Below are 15,680 nucleotides of genomic sequence, written 5' to 3' on the forward strand. Positions count from 1 at the left end.
CGCACCGTACGCCCGGAAGGGCCATTTCCGGGCGGGGCTGGTTGACATGGCTCGCTCATCTCTCTACGGTCCGTTGGTTGTTAGGAAACCTACTTAACCAATGCCCTGCCTGCCCTCAGGGAGACATCCGTGGTCCTCCGTCCGGCACCATTCCGGCGGCGGGCGCGAGCCCGCGTCCGACGCGCCCTGACCGCCTCGCTCGCGGTCGGCGGCCTGCTCCTCACCGTCTCCCTCACCACGGGCGCCGCGCCCCCGCGCGGCGGACCGGCGGCGGGCGGCCCCACCCCGGTGACCCGGGTGGGCGCGGCCCCCGGCACCGCGACCCCGCTCGCGGGTTTCGCCACGCAGTCCTCGGCCAAGGTGTCCGACAGCCCGGCGGCCATCTCCACCCCCGGCTATCCCGCGTCCGGCTGGCACTCGGTGGGGCCCCGGTCGACGGTGCTCGCCGGGCTGCTCGCGGCTGGTGCGTACCCGGATCCGTTCTACTCGACCAACCTCGAGAAGATCCCCGCGGCCGACTTCGCCGTCCCCTGGTGGTACCGCGGCGACTTCACCGTGGCCGACCCCTCCCGCCGCACCTATCTGGACGTCAGCGGTGTGGTGTCCGCGGCCGATGTGTATGTCAACGGCGTCCAGGTGGCCACCAAGGACCGGATCGCCGGTGCGTACACCCAGCATGAGCTGGACGTCACCGACCTGGTCAGGGCGGGGACCAATACGGTGGCGTTTCGCGTCCAGCCCAACGATCCGCGCAAGAACCTCACGATGGGCTGGATCGACTGGCTTCAGCCCCCGCCCGACGAGAACATGGGCATCGTCCGCGATGTGCTGGTGCGCCGTGGCGGCCCGGTGGCCCTGCGCGACGCGCATGTGACGACCCGGCTGGACACCGAATCGCTCGCCTCCGCCGAGCTCACCGTGAAGGCGCGGGTCCGCAACGACTCCGCCTCGTCGGTCACCGCCACGGTCTCCGGCACGGCCGGCCCCGCGGCCGTCAGCCGCGCGGTCTCGCTCGCCCCGCACGAGACCAAGGCCGTCACCTTCACCCCCGCCGACTTCCCCCAGCTGCGCCTGGACCGGCCCAAGGTGTGGTGGCCCGCCGGGATGGGCGACCAGCCGCTGTACGACCTCGACCTCACCGCCACCGTCTCGGGCACCCCCTCCGACACCGCCCACCACAGCTTCGGCATCCGCGACGTCAAGGCGCCATTGAACGCCGACGGTGCCCGCCAGTACCGCGTCAACGGGCGCCCGCTGCTGGTCAAGGCGGGCGGCTGGTCCCCCGATGTGTTTCTGCGCTGGGACGCCCGCTCGGTGGAGGACCGGCTGAAGTACACCCTCGACCTGGGGCTGAACACCGTCCGCCTGGAAGGCCATATCGAGCCGGACGAGTTCTTCGACCTCGCCGACCGCTACGGCATCCTGACCCTCCCCGGCTGGGAGTGCTGCGACAAGTGGGAGGGCCAGGTCAACGGCGATGAGACGGGGGAGAAGTGGACCCCCGCCGACTACCCGGTCGCCAAGGACTCGATGACCGCCGAGGCCGCGCGGCTGCGCGACCACCCCAGCGTCATCTCCTTCCTCATCGGCAGCGACTTCGCCCCCGACGCCACCATCGAGAAGAACTACCTGGACGCCCTCCAGGCGGCCGACTGGCCGAACCCGGTGATCCCCGCCGCCTCCGCCAAGTCCTCCCCGCAGCTGGGGAAGTCCGGCATGAAGATGACCGGCCCCTATGACTGGGTCCCGCCGGACTACTGGTACGCCAAGCGCGAGGGCGGCGCCACCGGCTTCAACTCCGAGACCAGCGCCGGACCCGACATCCCCACCCTGGACACGCTCCGCCGCATGATGTCCCCGAGCGAGCTGGAAACCCTGTGGCGGGATCCGTCGGCCAAGCAGTACCACCGTTCCCCGTCCGGCACCTTCGGCGACCTCAAGCTGTTCGACAACGCGCTGATCGGCCGCTACGGAAAGCCGACCGGGCTGACGGACTACGTACGCAAGGCGGGGCTGGCGCGGTACGAGGCGGTACGCGCCCAGTTCGAGGCGTACGCGCGCAACTTCTCCGACACCTCCCGGCCCGCCACCGGTGTCGTCCACTGGATGCTCAACAGCGGCTGGACCTCGCTCCACTGGCAGCTCTTCGACCGCTACCTGGACCAGGGCGGGGCCTACTACGGCGCCAAGAAGGCCAATGAGCCGCTGCACATCCAGTACTCCTACGACTCCCGCTCGGTGGTCGTGGTCAACGGCGAACACACCGCGGCCACCGGTCTCACCGCCCGGGTCAGCCTCTACACCCCCGACGGCACCCGGAAGTTCGACAAGAGCGCCACCGGTCTCCGGGTGCCGGGCGACGGTGGCAAGGCCACCGCGCTCACCGTCCCGGCCGATGTGAGCGGGGTGTCCGGCGCCTATCTGGTCAAGCTCCAGCTCACCGATGGCGCGGGCAAGGAGGTCAGCCGCAATGTGTACTGGCTCTCCACCGAGAAGGACGTACTCGACTGGGACAACACCGACTGGTACTACACCCCCACCACCTCGTACGCGGATCTGACCGGGCTCGACGACATGGCGGATGCGCCGGTGTCCGCCACCGCCACCACGACCGGCGGGCCGGACTCCACCGCCACCACGACCGTCACCCTGCGCAACACCGGGAGCGGGCGCACACCGGCACTGCTGGTGGACGCCCATCTGGTGAACGGCTCGGACAAGCCGGTCCTGCCCGTTCGCTGGTCGGACAACGAGGTGAGCCTGTGGCCGGGCGAGTCGGTGACGCTCACCGCCACCTATCGCACCGCGGACCTGGGCGGCTCGGCCCCCTCGGTGCGGATCTCGGGCTGGAACACCGCCACCCGCACCGTCCCCGCGACCGCCAGGACCCGCTGACCGCCCACATCCTGAAATCGTGTCGAAAGGAATTTTTCCGGCGAGTCCGATGCATGGAGCAAGTTCACACTTTTGTATGCTTTCTCCAGCGCGTCGTTCCCCCGTGTCGGACAGTCACTGTCCGTACGCTCACGAAAGGGGCTCCATATGCACACCATGGAGGTTCGCCCGCCGGTACCCAGCCGTTCCAGCAGCAGATGGCGTCGATACGGCCGACTCGCCGCCGCCAACTTCGTCCGGGGTGCCTCGTATGCGTGCGGCACCGCGGCCATCGGGCTGATGGCGTGGTGGGTGCAGACCCGCTGACACCCCCCACCCCACCCCACCCCACCCCGCCATCCCGTCCCGAGCCGGAGCCCCTGACCCTGATCGTCCGCGGTCCGCCGCGACGGCCACTCACGGCCGTCGCGGCGGCGGGGACGGCGGCCGGGCTACGCCTGAGGATGCGGCTGCGAGCGGAAGCGCGGGAAGTGCATCCCCCGGTGCTCGGCGCGCGGGGCGCCGGGTCCGCCGAGACTGGTGCGCAGCTGGATGCCGTGCATGATCTCGATGATGCCCAGCGCGAGCAGCCAGATACCGGCCACCACGCTGAGCGCCGTGATCGAGCCGAAGGGCGCCACGATCAGGATGATCCCGCCGAGGATGGTGAGCAGACCGAGGAACACCTGCCAGCCCCGGGCGGGCAGGTCCTCACCGGAGACCGCCATGGCGGTCTGCATCACGCCCCGGATCAGCCAGGCGAAGCCGATCCACAGCGCGAGCAGCAGGATCGACTGGGCCGGTCCCCGGAAGCAGAGCAGCCCCAGCAGCACGCTCAGCGCGCCGGTGACGAAACTCAGCACCCGCAGATTCCTCGGAATATGCGAACCGAAGGCCCCGGCCAGCTGGAAGATCCCGCTGATCAGCAGATACGCGCCGAACAGGGCGCCGATCACCACCAGGGAGGGACCCGGCCACGCCAGCACCATGATACCGAGCGCGATCGCCACCAGACCCGCGGTCACCAGGACCTGCCAGGTGGTGTTGGACAGCATGTTCTGCATCGTGGCGTAGGGGTTGCCCTCGCCGGAGGGCCGCCCTCCCGGCCGGCCGTAGGGTTCCTCGCTCGGCCGCCCGGCGCCATGCGGACTGTCGGAGGAGTAAGTCATGGTCGTCCACCTCCTCGGGGGGACAAGATGGCCGTAGCCCACAGATCCATCGTCCCTCCGTGCCGGTTCCAGCGCCTCGCGGGCGGTGGAACCGCATGGCAAGGTGGTGGTGAGGCCGTGTCCTGGTGCGCGTCATAGGGAGGCCCGCATGGACGACCGGGAGTTCTTCCAGACGGTGGCGGACCGCACCCAGCTGTCACGGCAGGAGGCGGCGGACGTCACCCGCGCCACGCTCGAGACCCTGGCGGCCCGGCTGAGCGCGGGCGAGGCCCGCGAGCTCGCCCAGGAGCTGCCCGGACACCTCCGGGAGTCCCTTCGGCGCGGGCCGGGGGAGATGGAGATCTTCGACCCCGAGGAGTCGGTCCGCAGGGTGCACATGCGCACCGGGCTGTCCGAGCCGGAGGCCGACCGGGGTGTCCGGGCGGTCCTCGCCACGCTCCGGGAGGCCGTCTCCGCCGAGGAGTACGGCCACGCCATGTCCCAGCTGGGCAGCGAGTTCGCGAGGATGGCGGAGTCCGCGCGCTGACCCGCGCACGGGCGAACGGGCTCATCCGGCCCGCCAGCCGCTCCACCGCCCGACGGTGATCTCCACGACCGGTCCGCGCGGCGGCCGGCCCCCGTACTGGGCCGGGTAGGTGTCCACGAGCAGCCGGACGTGGTCCGCGGACACCGGCGACTCGTCGGCCGGTGGCAGGACGCGGGCCGTGCCGTCGGCGCGCGCCCACCACAGGTGGTCCCAGTTCTCGTCGTAGTCGTCCACCAGGAGGCATACGGCGGGGTGGGCGCGGATGTTGTCCAGGCGCTTCAGCCGTGTCGTCCGCTTCGGCTTGTGGTCGACGGCCGTCACCACCGTGTCGCCGGTCAGCGCGAAGACCACCGGCACCAGATGCGGACGGTCCCCGGCGCCGACCGTGGCCAGCCGGGCCAGCCTGGCCCGTGCGAAGCGCTCCCGCGCCTGCGCGCTCGTCAGCTGCGGCATCGCGACCCCCGGCAGCTCACTGGAACCGGGCGGCGATCCGGGCCATCGAGTCCAGCCGTGCGGTCGTCTCCGCCTCCGGCATCGTCGGCAGGTAGAACAGCACCCGCTCCACACCGATGCGCCGGTACCCCTCGGCCGCCTCGGCGTCCTCGGGCATCGCGTACAGCGTCACCGGCACCTCGCGGCCGGCCACCTCGCGCATCCGCTCGATCTGCGGGCGCAGCTCCTCGGGGGATCCGCTGTTGGCGAGCCAGGCGTCGCCGACGGCGGCGATCCGCCGGAACGCGGCGTCGCTGCCACCGCCCACATAGATCGGCGGATGCGGCCGCTGGACCGGCTTGGGCCACTGGAAGACGGGGTCGAAGTTCACGAACTCCCCGTGGAACTCGGCCTTCTCCTTCGTCCACAGCTCGCGGATCGCCCGCAGCCGCTCGTCCATCAGCCGGCCCCGGGTGGACGGATCCGTCCCATGGTTCTCCATCTCCTCGCGGTTCCAGCCCGCGCCGACCCCGAAGACGGCCCGCCCGTCCGAGATCAGGTCGAGGGAGGCCACTTCATTGGCGGTGGTGATCGGGTCCCGCTGCACCAACAGGGCGATCCCGGTCCCCAGCAGCAGACGCCGGGTGACCGTGGCGACCGCGGCCAGTGTCACGAACGGGTCCAGGGTCCGGTAGTAGACCTCCGGCAGGTCCCCGCCGCCCGGATAGGGGGTACGGCGGTCCACCGGGATATGGCTGTGCTCCGCGATGAAGAGCGCGTCGAAACCGCGCTCCTCCAGGGCCCGCCCCAAGGGGGCGGGCCGGATGCCCTGGTCGGTGACGAACGTGGATACGCCGAACTTCACTGCGGCTCCCTGGGACGGTGCGTGGATGACCTACGGGAACCACATGGGTACCCGGCCGTGCGGAATCCACAACGGTGCGCACGAGTGACACGGCCGGGTGGCGGCCGGACCGGGCGGCGCGAGTCCTACGGCCGGGACTCGCCCGGACCGAGCAGGACACCGCGCTCCGCGTAGAACCGCCCGAGGTCGCCCCAGGGGACCTCGGCGAAGCGCTGGGAGCCGTCCGGGAAGCCCGATGGATTGTGCACGAGGAGATGGTCCGGGGTGGCGCCGACGGCCAGCACCAGATGGCCGCCCCGGTGCGGCGGCCGCGGGTCCAGGGTGCGGAGGGAGGGGTGGACGGACAGCATCGCGAGCCGCCCGGCCGCGAGGTGTCCGGGCAGTTCCTCGGCCGGAAGCAGCGGCCGGGACTCGGCGAACAGCTCCCAGCGCCGTCGCGTGTACGCGGCGAACGGGGCGTAGACGAGCCCGTCCACCCGGTCCGGGTGGCGCACATACGCCCCCGCCCCGACATACTCCTCGGCGAGTGTCACCGCGGGTGGCGCGGTGCCGCGCCAGTGGTCCAGCGCCATGCGCAGACACGCCATCCCGCACAGCCGCCACGACCAGAACGCGTACTCCTCCGGACTCGCGGCCCCGGACTTCTGCCACAGCGGATCCTCGGCCGCCGACAGGGCGCCCGCGATGATGTCGGGCACCAGGCCGGGCGACTCCCACTGGGCGTAGTAGGGCACGGGGTGGATGAGGGAAACCGGGGTCTCGGGCATGCGCGCCAGTCTTCCCGAACTCCGCCCGCCGCGCCCCGGCCTCCGCTCAGCCGCCCGTGGCGAAGCCCGGGAAGAGGGTCATGCCGCCGTCGACGTAGAGGGTGGTGCCCACTACGTAGTCGCACAGGTCGGAGGCGAGGACGACGGCGGCGTTGGCGATGTCCAGGGTGTTGCCCACACGGCCGTACGGGATGAGCCGCAGGAGGGAGTCGCGCGCCTCGGGGGTCTGCCAGGCGCTGCGGTTGATCGGGGTCTTGATGGCGCCAGGCGCGATCGCGTTCACTCGGATCTTGTGGGGTGCGAACTCCTGGGCCAGGGTCTGCGTCAGCATCGCCACGCCGCCCTTGGACGACGCGTAGTTCACATGGCCGGCCCAGGGGATGGTCTGGTGCACCGAGCTCATGCAGATGACCTTCCCGGCCGCCCGCGACACCTCCGGCACCACACCGCGCCGCAGGAACTCCTTGATGGCCTCCCGGGCGCACAGGAACTGGCCGGTGAGGTTGACGGAGATGACCTTCTGCCACTGCTCGAGCGTCATCTCGGTGGTGGGCGCGTCCCGCTGGAGCCCCGCGTTGGCGACGAGGATGTCGATGGTGCCCAGGCGGTCGACCATGGTGGACACCAGGTCGGTGACCTGGTCCTCCTGGGACACATCGGCCTGATGGGCGTAGGCCCGCACACCATGGCTCTGGATCTCGGCGACGGCGGCCTCGGCGGCCGGCCGGTCGCTGGCGTAGTTGACCACCACATCGGCGCCGGAGCGCCCCAGCGCGATCGCGGTGGCCCTTCCGATCCCCGAGTTCGCCCCGGTGACCAGCGCCTTCTGCCCCTTGAGGAGTTCCGGGACAGGTACCGGAGGAGGACGATCGGGATTGCTGTTCACTGGTTCGGTCTCCTTCGTTGGTCCGTCACCCGCCGCCCCGACCCTCGCAGCCCGCCTGGGGAGCCGTAGCCCCCCACGGCGCCACGGTCACCCGCTAAGGCGATGCACATCGTTCCAGCGGCGCAACGTGGCGACCGGCTCAGTTGGCCTCCGCGAGCGCCTGTGCGCGCAGGGTGGAGCAGGTGCGGTTGATGAGCCGTGAGACGTGCATCTGGGAGATGCCCAACTGCTCGGCGATCCGGCTCTGTGTCATATCGCAGAAGAAACGCAGGTAAAGGATCTGCCGCTCCCGGTCCGGGAGCCTGCTGAGACCGGGGCGCACGGCCTCGCGGTCCACCACCCGATCGTACGCGGGCTCCTGGGCGCCGAGCGTGTCCGCCAGCGAGTAGCCGTCGTCGGCGCCGGTCAGCTGGGCGTCCAGGGAGAGCGGGGTGAAGCTGCCCATGGCCGCCATACCGGCGCGCACCTCCTTCTCGGTCAGCCCGGTGCGCTCGGCGATCTCCTGGGCCCGCGGCGGCCGGTCGTCCACCCCGTGGGACAGTTCGCGGTGGGCGGCCCGCACCCGGTTGCGCAGATCCTGGACCCGGCGGGGGACGTGCAGCACCCACAGATGGTCCCGGAAGTGGCGCTTGATCTCGCCGACGATCGTGGGCACCGCGAACCCGGCGAAGGCGGTGCCGTGTTCCGGGTCGTACCGCCTGACGGCCTTCACCAGGCCGAGCGCGGCCACCTGCTGAAGGTCCTCCAGGGATTCGCCGCGGTTGCGGTACTGCCGGGCCAGCCGTTCGGCCATCGGCATCCACGCCTCCACGACCCGGCGGCACAGCGCCTCCTTCTCCGGGCCGTCGGGGAGCCGGGCCATTTCCGCGAACTCGGCGCCGGTGTCCGGCGCGTCGTCATGCGGGTGCTTCGTGGGGCCGGTCTGGGGCCGTGTCATGTCCTGCGTGGCGGTCGTCATGGAACACACCTCCTGCGATGGGCTGACGGGTCACCTGGGACCGGGAGTGCATCGCGGGAGGTTCACGGGGACGTGCGGACCGGCGCGCCGCCGCGGTCTGGAGCGTCGCAGACTGCTCCCGCGGTGCGTGCCTACGGTCCGAAGCACGAATATCCGTCTGCCCTGGGCCTCCAGGGGCAAACAAAGTCCTTCAGCCGAGCAGCGCGGCCACCGTCATCAGCACCGGCGGCGCGAGCAGCGTGGACAGCAGGATCGACTCACGGGCCAGGACGGTGGCGGTCTGATACCGGGAGGCGTAGGTGAACAGGTTCTGAGCCGCCGGTAGCGCCGAGGTGACGACGGCGGCGAACAGCGCCGGGCCGCTCAGCCGGAACACACCCGCCGCGATGGCCCAGGCCACCACCGGCTGGGCGAAGGACTTCAGCGCCACCGACAGCAGCACCGGCCCGCGCTCCTCGCCGCGCCCGGGGAGCTGACTGCCCGGCAGCGAGATCCCGAAGGCCAGCAGTACGGCGGGCACGGCCATGCCGCCCAGCAGCGAGAGCGGTTCCACGACGGGCCCGGGGATCCGCCAGCCCGTGGCGGACACCAGGACACCGGACAGCGAGCCGATCACGATGGGGTTCCGGAACGGGCTGGTCAGTCTGCGGATCAACGAGGGGCGCGTATCGGGGCGGGAGAGGTCGATGACCGTCAGGGCGATCGGTGTCATGACGAGCTGCTGGAAGAGCAGCACCGGGGCGATCAGGGTCGCGTCGCCCAGGACGTACATCGCGATCGGGATGCCGAGGTTGCCCGCGTTCACATAGCTCGCGCACAGCGCGCCGATCGTCGTCCGGCCGACGCTCCACCGCCGTACGGCTCCGACGGCCACGAACGTGCCCGCGACCACGAAGGTGGACAGGGCCGTCACCAGCAGCGGTGTGGAGACGACGACGGAGAGGTCGGCCTTGGAGAGCGTGGTGAACAGCAGCGCGGGGGAGGCCACATCGAAGGAGAGCTTGGTGAGCACCTCGCGGCCGTGGGCGCCCAAGGAGCGGCGGCGCCCGATGACATAGCCGGTGACGATGATGGTCGCGATGACACCGAAGCCGGTGATCACACCGCCCACTGGGCCTCCACCCCACCGTGGCCGGTGCCGCCCGCGCGGGGTGTCGCGGGGTCTCGTCCGCTCGTCGTGGTGGTCGAGGGCCAGGGCGCGGCGGTCATCAAGGGCGTCTTCCGGGTGCGTAGGGTCAGCATGCACCCTACAAGTAATTCGGCCGCCGCGCTGTGACGTCGCTGACGAGCGGGGGTGTCCGGGCTCAGGTGATGGTGAGGGTGCGGCCCCGCCCGGCCAGCGAGCTGTTGCCCGCGAAGACCCGGATCTCGCCCTTCTGGAGCAGGAACCGGCCGTGCGGATCCTGGGTCCAGAAGCCCAGCTCCTCGGCGCTCAGCCGGAATCGGACCGTGGTGGCCTTCCCGGGGCCGAGGCTGACCCGGCGGAAGCCACTGAGCCTGCGCACCGGTTGCACGATGCTCGCCACCGGATCGCGGATGTACAGCTGCACCACCTCATCGCCCTTGCGGCGCCCGGTGTTGCGCACCGCCACCGCGACCTCGACGGTGTCGCCCTTGCGCAGCGCCTCGGCCCGGACGCGGCTGACGCTGAGCCGGGGTTCGCCGATGTCGAAGGTGGTGTAGCTGAGGCCGTGGCCGAAGGGGAACCGCGGTCCGTGGGCCAGGTCGAGGTACTTGGAGGTGTAGTGGTTGGCCCGGTCGTAGGGGCGTCCGGTGTTCTCGTGGTTGTAGTAGATGGGGATCTGCCCGACCGTGCGCGGGAAGGTCACGGGCAGCTTGCCACCGGGGTTCACGGTGCCGAAGAGGACATCCGCGATGGCGTTGCCGCCCTCGATCCCCGGATGCCACGCCTGGAGCACGGCGGGGGTACGGTCCAGCCAGCCCTCCATCGTCAGCGGACGCCCGCTGAGCAGCACCACCACGAACGGCGCGCCGGTGTCCGCGATCGCGGAGATCAGCCGCTCCTGCCGGCCGGGCAGGCCGAGGTCGCTGCGCACGGACGCCTCCCCGCTGAGCGTCGCCGCCTCCCCGACCACCACCACGGTCACATCGGTCGCCCTGGCCGCCGATGCCGCCCGTGCGATGCCGCGGGTGTTCCGGCCGGACGCGTCCACGCCCTCGACATGGCTGATCCGGGCCTTCGGCGCCGCGTCCTTGACCGCGTCCACCACGGTGACCGGGTGGAACTTCTCCGCCCAGGGCCCGGCCCAGGAGCCGCGCAGATCGGTGGAGTCGGCGAACGGCCCGACGACGGCGATGGAGCCCGATTTGTCCAGCGGTAGCGTCGACTTCTCGTTCTTGAGCAGCACCATGGTGCGCCCGGCCGCCTCCCTCGCCGCCGCCCGGGACGCCTTCGTGGGCCCGGCGATCGCCCTGTCCTCGTCCGCGTAGGGATGTTCGAAGAGCCCGAGCCGGAACTTCAGCCGCAGGATGCGGGCCACCGCGTCGTCCAGCCGCTCGGTGGTGATCTCACCCCTGCGCAGCAGCCGCTTGCCGTACTCGTTGATGGTGGTGCTGGCCATCTCCATGTCGATCCCGGCGTTGAAGGCGAGCCGGGCGGCGTCGGAGCGGTCGGCGGCATAGCCGTGGACGATCATTTCCTGAACGCCGTTGTAGTCGCTGACGACGAAGCCGCCGAAGTCCCACTCCTCCTTGAGGATCTCGGTCAGCGCATGCCGGTAGCCGTGGGCGGGGACCCCGCTGACGGTGTTGAAGCTCGCCATGACGGTGGCCACCCCGGCGTCCAGGGCCGCCCGGAACGGGGGGAGGTAGAAGTTGCGCAGCCGGGCCTCGGAGACATCCACCGTGTTGTAGTCACGGCCGCCCTCGACGCCCCCGTAGGCGATCATGTGCTTGGCGCAGGCCGCGAGGTGGCGCCGGGAGCGCAGGTCGTCGCCCTGGTAGGCACGGGTCTTGGCGGCCGCGAGCCGCGCCGCCAGATACGGGTCCTCGCCGTCACCCTCGGCGATCCGCCCCCAGCGCGGTTCATGGGTGACGTCCATCATCGGCGAGAACGCCCAGTGCACCCCGTTGGAGCGGGCCTCCCGCGCCGACACCTCAGCGTCCCACTCGGCCACCGCGGGATCGAAGGCGGCGGCCTGGGCGAGCGGGATGGGAAAGGTGGTCCACATGCCATGGATGACATCGAGCCCGAAGACCAGCGGAATGCCCAGCCGGGACTCCTCGACGGCCATCCGCTGGAGCGTGTTGGTGGTGCGGGCCCCGTAGATGTTGAGCACGGAGCCGAGCCTGCCCCTGCGGGCCGCCTTCTCCGCGGCGGCGGTCTGCCCGCCACCGGGCCCGGTGGCGCCGGTCCAGGCGAGCTGCTGGAGCTGGCCGAGCTTCTCGTCGATGGACATCCGCGCCATCAGGGCCTGGATCCTGGTCTCGTACGGACCGGGCTCGCGCCCCGGCCGGGCCTGGCCGGGGGAGGGCGGGGCCTGGGCATGGGCGGCCGCGGCCCTGCCCGCGACCGCCGTCCCCCCGGCGGCGGCGAGCACCGTACGTCTGCGCACATCGTTCATGGTCTTCGTCCTGGTCTTCGGCGATCGGTTCTCCCCGAGCCCGCTTTCCCCAAGACCATGCCGGTCACGACCCTGCGCGGGATGCGGCCGCCACCTGGGTCTTCTGCCAACGTACGACAGGATCGGCGTCCCGGCCCCCGGTACGTCCGGCGCCGAGTGCGCTCAGCGTGTCCGGACGGCCGCGCTCCGGCACCGCGGGAGTGAACCGCCTCGTCAGGCCCGGCGCTCGTCCATGCCCGCCATCAGGGCCTGGTGGCTCATCCGCACATGCTCCCGCATCACCCGCTCCGCGCCGTCGCCGTCCTTGGCCTGGATCAGATTGAGGACGCGATGGTGCTCATCGTCGGACTCGTCCAGCCGGCCGGGCCGGGACAGCGAGGTACGCACCAGCCGGGCATAGGCCAGCTGGTTCATCAGGGTGCGGTAGTGCGCCTCCAGCTTGCTGTTGTCCGCGCCCACCACGATCAGATCGTGGAACTCGTGGACCAGCGCCGCGTACTGCTCGGCGTCGCCGTCCCGGACGGCCGCGTCGGCCGCCTTCATATTGGCCGCGAGCCGGTCCACTTCCGGTACGTTCCCGCGGAAGGCGAGCAGCCGGGCGGCGGCGCCCTCCAGCAGCTCCTTCATCTGGAACAGCTCGGTGAGCTCGCGCCGGGACGGTACGGCGACGAATGTGCCGACCCGCGGCCGCACCTCGACCAAACCCTCGATCTGGAGCTGTTTGAGGGCCTCGCGGATGGGCGTCCGGCTGACGCCGAAGGTCTCGGACAGCGCCATCTCGGAGAGGCTGGAGCGGGGCGGCAGCTCACCACTGATGATCATCTGCCGCAGCTCTTCGGCGACCCTCGCCTGCATGCTGGTCTGCTGAAGCCGCTTCCCTGTGGGTCGTTGCATGGCACGGGACCCTAGGTGTGGCCATTGCTTCCCGTCAACTGTGGGAACGATGGTGTGTTGTGCCATACAACAACCCTTCCTCGGTCCGGAGGGCCGGGACTTCAGGAGCTCAGGCCCTCCGGAGCTCAGAGCTTCAGGGCCTCAGGACCTGAGAGTTTCAGGACCTCAGGATGAACGGATCCCCGGCGGGCTCCTCGCTGGTGTTGATCCAGACGCTCTTCAGCCGGGTGTACTCCCGGATCACCTCCGTGCCGTGCTCGGTCCCCATCCCGCTGGTCTTGAACCCGGCCCGGGGCGACATCGGCGACATCGAGCGATAGGTGTTGGCCCACACCGTCCCGGCCTCCAGCCGCGCGGCCATCCGGTGCACCCGGTTCACATCCCGGGTCCACACGCCCGCCGCCAGGCCGTACGCGGAGTCGTTGGCGATCGCCAGGGCCTCCTCCTCGGAGCCGAAGGGCATGACGGTCGCGACCGGCCCGAAGATCTCCTCCTGGCAGATCCGCATCCCGTTGTCGGTGCCGGTGAAGACGGTGGGGGAGTAGAAGTACCCGTCGAGACCGGTCTCAGGACGCCTGCCGCCGCAGACCACCTTTCCGCCCTCGGCCTGCCCCAGCTCGACATACGACTCGACCTTCTCCAACTGCTCGGCGATGGCGAGCGGGCCGAGTTCGGTGGTCTCCGCCAGCGGATCGCCGATGCGGATCGTGGCCGCCCGCGCCGTCACCCGCTCCAGGATCTCGTCGTACACCTCCCGGTGCACCAGCACCCGGCTGCCCGCCACACAGGTCTGGCCCGCGGCCGCGAAGACGCCCGCGATCACGCCCATGGCGGCCGAGCCCAGGTCGGCGTCCGGGAAGATGATGTTGGGCGACTTCCCGCCCAGCTCCAGGGTGCAGCCGATCAGCCGGTCGGCGCAGGTGCGGGCGATCCGGCGGCCGGTCCCGCTGGAGCCGGTGAAGGTCACCTTGGACACGCCGTCGTGTTCGGTCAGCGGCCCGCCCGCCTCCGGTCCGTACCCGGTGACCACGTTGACCACCCCCGGCGGGAACCCCGCCTCCTCGAAGAGCGGTGCGAGCGCCAGCAGCGAGGCCGAGGTGTGCTCCGAGGGCTTGACCACCACCGTGTTCCCCGCGGCCAGGGCCGGGGCCAGCTTGGTGGTGGTGAGCAGCAGCGGGGAGTTCCAGGGCGTGATGGCGCCGACCACGCCCACCGGTTCGCGCAGGGTGTAGTTGAGCGTCTCGCGGCTCGCCCCGGGGATCACCTCGCCCTGGATCTTGTCGGCGAGCCCCGCGTAGTAGTGGAAGTACTCGGGCAGCCCGGCGAGTTGGGCCCGCATCTCGCGCAGCAGCTTGCCGTTGTCGAGGGTCTCGGTACGGGCCAGCCGCTCCGCGTGCTCACCGATCAGATCGCCCAGGTTCCGCAGCAGCCGACCGCGCCGGGTCTGGCTCAGATCGCGCCAGCGCGGATCCTCGAAGGCGGTGCGGGCGGCGCCCACCGCACGGTCCACATCGGCGGCGGTGCCGCGCGCCGCCTCGTACCAGGGCTCGGCGGTGGCCGGGTTGACGCTCGCGAAGTAGCCGCCTTCGGCGGGGGCGGTCCACTCGCCCGCGATGTAGTGGTCATGGCGCGGCAGGGGGTTCATGAGCGGTGGGACTCCTGTCCGGTGGGGGTTCCGGGGTGGGTTCCGGTGTGGCTTCCGTGGGTTCCGGTCTGGCTTCCGGCGGTTCCGGTGTGGCTTCCGGTCTGGTTTCCGGCGTGGCCTCCGGTCTGGGTGAGGATCACGTCGGCGAGTTCCCGCGGGCATTCCAGCGGCAGCAGATGGCGGGCGCCGGGCACGATCACCGACCGGGCGCCCGGGATCCGCTCGGCCAGCCGGTGCGACATGGCCGGGGTCGAGCCGGGGTCCCGCTCGCCGGTCACCGCCACGGTGGGCGCGGCGATCCGGGGCAGCCACCGCCACAGCGCGGTGTCGGCGGTCGCGAAGACCCGGTAACAGGCCAGGTAGGAGGCCCGGTCGTTGGCCAGCAGCGTATCGAGCACCTGCCGCGCCAGCTCGGGGTCCTGGGCCCGCCAGGCGGGCGAGAACCAGCGGTCGACCGCCGCCCACGCGGACGCCCCGAAGTCCTGGGCGGCCAGCTCCTGGCGGCGGGCCACCGCCGCGCGCTCCTCATCCGACCGGCCCGCGACCGAGCTGACCAGTGTGAGCGAGGCGGTGAGCTCCGGCCGGTCAAGGCCCAGCCGCTGGGCGACCAGGGCGCCGAGCGAGAAGCCGACGACATGCGTGGGGCCGCTCAGCAGCGCCGCGACATCGGCGGCCAGCTCGGCGAGCGACACCCCGGCCGCCGCGGCCGGGGAGGCGCCGTGGCCGCGCAGATCGACCAGCGTCACCCGGTGCCGGGCCGCGAGGGCCGGGAGGCACCGGTCCCACATGCGGCGGTCGAGGCCGACGCCGTGCAGCAGCACCAGCTCCGGGCCGTCGCCGTGCGCTTCGTGGCTCAGCGCCACGGGCACCGGGGCCCCGGCCCGCGCCGACCGGCCGGGGCCCTCCGGTCGCGCTGAAGCACGGGGAGGGTCCGCGGGCGCGGCGGCGGCGTCCGCCTCCGGTGTGCGCTCCGACGGCTCCGTTCCTGCCGTGGCCGCGGCGCCGGGACTGCGCCCGGCCCGGGAGGCCGCGACGCGCGCCCGCGTACCCGAATCGAACCCGCCCGTATCACTCACCATG

Annotated in this window: 14 protein-coding genes; 3 read left to right on the top strand and 11 right to left on the bottom strand. The window is 71.4% G+C overall.

Annotated features, from left to right (window positions below; genetic code table 11):
- Window positions 1-129 precede the first annotated feature (129 nt).
- Together ACJX2R_RS44070 and ACJX2R_RS44075 are read left to right on the top strand one after the other, a co-directional pair.
- Entirely contained in the window at window positions 130-2,895 is a 2,766-nt protein-coding gene (locus tag ACJX2R_RS44070; RefSeq protein ID WP_413104655.1) for a glycoside hydrolase family 2 protein, read from the top strand.
- 147 nt (window positions 2,896-3,042) lie between these two features.
- Window positions 3,043-3,201, top strand: a complete 159-nt coding sequence (locus ACJX2R_RS44075; protein ID WP_164502469.1) for a hypothetical protein — start codon at window positions 3,043-3,045, stop codon at window positions 3,199-3,201.
- 125 nt (window positions 3,202-3,326) lie between these two features.
- On the opposite strand, the gene ACJX2R_RS44080 is transcribed toward ACJX2R_RS44075, so the two are convergent.
- Window positions 3,327-4,043 carry an HdeD family acid-resistance protein gene (locus ACJX2R_RS44080; RefSeq protein ID WP_413104656.1) on the bottom strand — a complete coding sequence of 239 codons (717 nt, stop codon included), beginning with the start codon at window positions 4,041-4,043 and terminating at the stop codon, window positions 3,327-3,329.
- A 148-nt stretch (window positions 4,044-4,191) separates the two neighbouring features.
- Here ACJX2R_RS44080 and ACJX2R_RS44085 point away from each other — a divergent pair, with 148 nt between their 5' ends.
- Window positions 4,192-4,569 carry a DUF2267 domain-containing protein gene (locus tag ACJX2R_RS44085; RefSeq protein ID WP_262702349.1) on the top strand — a complete coding sequence of 126 codons (378 nt, stop codon included), beginning with the start codon at window positions 4,192-4,194 and terminating at the stop codon, window positions 4,567-4,569.
- Window positions 4,570-4,590: 21 nt separating this feature from the next.
- Here the strand turns inward: ACJX2R_RS44085 and ACJX2R_RS44090 are convergent, their stop codons facing one another.
- From ACJX2R_RS44090 to ACJX2R_RS44135, 10 genes are all read right to left on the bottom strand, one after another.
- Window positions 4,591-5,022, bottom strand: a complete 432-nt coding sequence (locus ACJX2R_RS44090) for a TIGR03668 family PPOX class F420-dependent oxidoreductase (protein WP_413104657.1) — start codon at window positions 5,020-5,022, stop codon at window positions 4,591-4,593.
- Window positions 5,023-5,038: 16 nt separating this feature from the next.
- Window positions 5,039-5,866 (bottom strand): LLM class F420-dependent oxidoreductase, encoded by an 828-nt coding sequence (locus tag ACJX2R_RS44095; RefSeq protein WP_413104658.1) that lies wholly within the window; start codon window positions 5,864-5,866, stop codon window positions 5,039-5,041.
- Between the two features lie 125 nt (window positions 5,867-5,991).
- A complete protein-coding gene (locus tag ACJX2R_RS44100; protein WP_413104659.1) occupies window positions 5,992-6,633 on the bottom strand; it encodes a C39 family peptidase in 642 nt (213 codons plus the stop codon).
- Window positions 6,634-6,679: 46 nt separating this feature from the next.
- Window positions 6,680-7,519: an SDR family oxidoreductase gene (locus ACJX2R_RS44105; RefSeq protein ID WP_262702344.1), complete on the bottom strand. Its 840-nt coding sequence runs from the start codon at window positions 7,517-7,519 to the stop codon at window positions 6,680-6,682.
- A 139-nt stretch (window positions 7,520-7,658) separates the two neighbouring features.
- A complete protein-coding gene (locus ACJX2R_RS44110; RefSeq protein WP_413104660.1) occupies window positions 7,659-8,477 on the bottom strand; it encodes a SigB/SigF/SigG family RNA polymerase sigma factor in 819 nt (272 codons plus the stop codon).
- Between the two features lie 190 nt (window positions 8,478-8,667).
- Window positions 8,668-9,588, bottom strand: coding sequence for an AEC family transporter (locus ACJX2R_RS44115; RefSeq protein WP_262702343.1), 921 nt, complete (start codon window positions 9,586-9,588; stop codon window positions 8,668-8,670).
- A 193-nt stretch (window positions 9,589-9,781) separates the two neighbouring features.
- Window positions 9,782-12,061 carry a beta-glucosidase BglX gene (bglX, locus tag ACJX2R_RS44120; protein ID WP_413104661.1) on the bottom strand — a complete coding sequence of 760 codons (2,280 nt, stop codon included), beginning with the start codon at window positions 12,059-12,061 and terminating at the stop codon, window positions 9,782-9,784.
- A gap of 213 nt (window positions 12,062-12,274) precedes the next feature.
- Window positions 12,275-12,955: a GntR family transcriptional regulator gene (locus tag ACJX2R_RS44125; RefSeq protein WP_262702341.1), complete on the bottom strand. Its 681-nt coding sequence runs from the start codon at window positions 12,953-12,955 to the stop codon at window positions 12,275-12,277.
- 157 nt (window positions 12,956-13,112) lie between these two features.
- A complete protein-coding gene (locus ACJX2R_RS44130; RefSeq protein WP_413104662.1) occupies window positions 13,113-14,600 on the bottom strand; it encodes an aldehyde dehydrogenase in 1,488 nt (495 codons plus the stop codon).
- Window positions 14,597-15,679 (bottom strand): alpha/beta fold hydrolase, encoded by a 1,083-nt coding sequence (locus ACJX2R_RS44135; RefSeq protein ID WP_413104663.1) that lies wholly within the window; start codon window positions 15,677-15,679, stop codon window positions 14,597-14,599. The genes ACJX2R_RS44130 and ACJX2R_RS44135 overlap by 4 nt, the downstream gene beginning before the upstream one ends.
- Window position 15,680: the final 1 nt, after the last annotated feature.

Source organism: Streptomyces sp. Inha503 (assembly GCF_047215865.1).
Classification (GTDB): domain Bacteria; phylum Actinomycetota; class Actinomycetes; order Streptomycetales; family Streptomycetaceae; genus Streptomyces; species Streptomyces lycopersici.

Excerpts from the sequence above, each read along its gene's own strand:
- ACJX2R_RS44075 (WP_164502469.1), top strand. The coding sequence starts at position 3,043 with ATGCACACCATGGAGGTTCGCCCGCCGGTACCCAGCCGTTCCAGCAGC.
- ACJX2R_RS44080 (WP_413104656.1), bottom strand. The coding sequence starts at position 4,043 with ATGACTTACTCCTCCGACAGTCCGCATGGCGCCGGGCGGCCGAGCGAG.
- ACJX2R_RS44085 (WP_262702349.1), top strand. The coding sequence starts at position 4,192 with ATGGACGACCGGGAGTTCTTCCAGACGGTGGCGGACCGCACCCAGCTG.
- ACJX2R_RS44090 (WP_413104657.1), bottom strand. The coding sequence starts at position 5,022 with ATGCCGCAGCTGACGAGCGCGCAGGCGCGGGAGCGCTTCGCACGGGCC.
- ACJX2R_RS44100 (WP_413104659.1), bottom strand. The coding sequence starts at position 6,633 with ATGCCCGAGACCCCGGTTTCCCTCATCCACCCCGTGCCCTACTACGCC.
- ACJX2R_RS44110 (WP_413104660.1), bottom strand. The coding sequence starts at position 8,477 with ATGACGACCGCCACGCAGGACATGACACGGCCCCAGACCGGCCCCACG.
- bglX (WP_413104661.1), bottom strand. The coding sequence starts at position 12,061 with ATGAACGATGTGCGCAGACGTACGGTGCTCGCCGCCGCCGGGGGGACG.
- ACJX2R_RS44125 (WP_262702341.1), bottom strand. The coding sequence starts at position 12,955 with ATGCAACGACCCACAGGGAAGCGGCTTCAGCAGACCAGCATGCAGGCG.
- ACJX2R_RS44130 (WP_413104662.1), bottom strand. The coding sequence starts at position 14,600 with ATGAACCCCCTGCCGCGCCATGACCACTACATCGCGGGCGAGTGGACC.
- ACJX2R_RS44135 (WP_413104663.1), bottom strand. The coding sequence starts at position 15,679 with ATGGTGAGTGATACGGGCGGGTTCGATTCGGGTACGCGGGCGCGCGTC.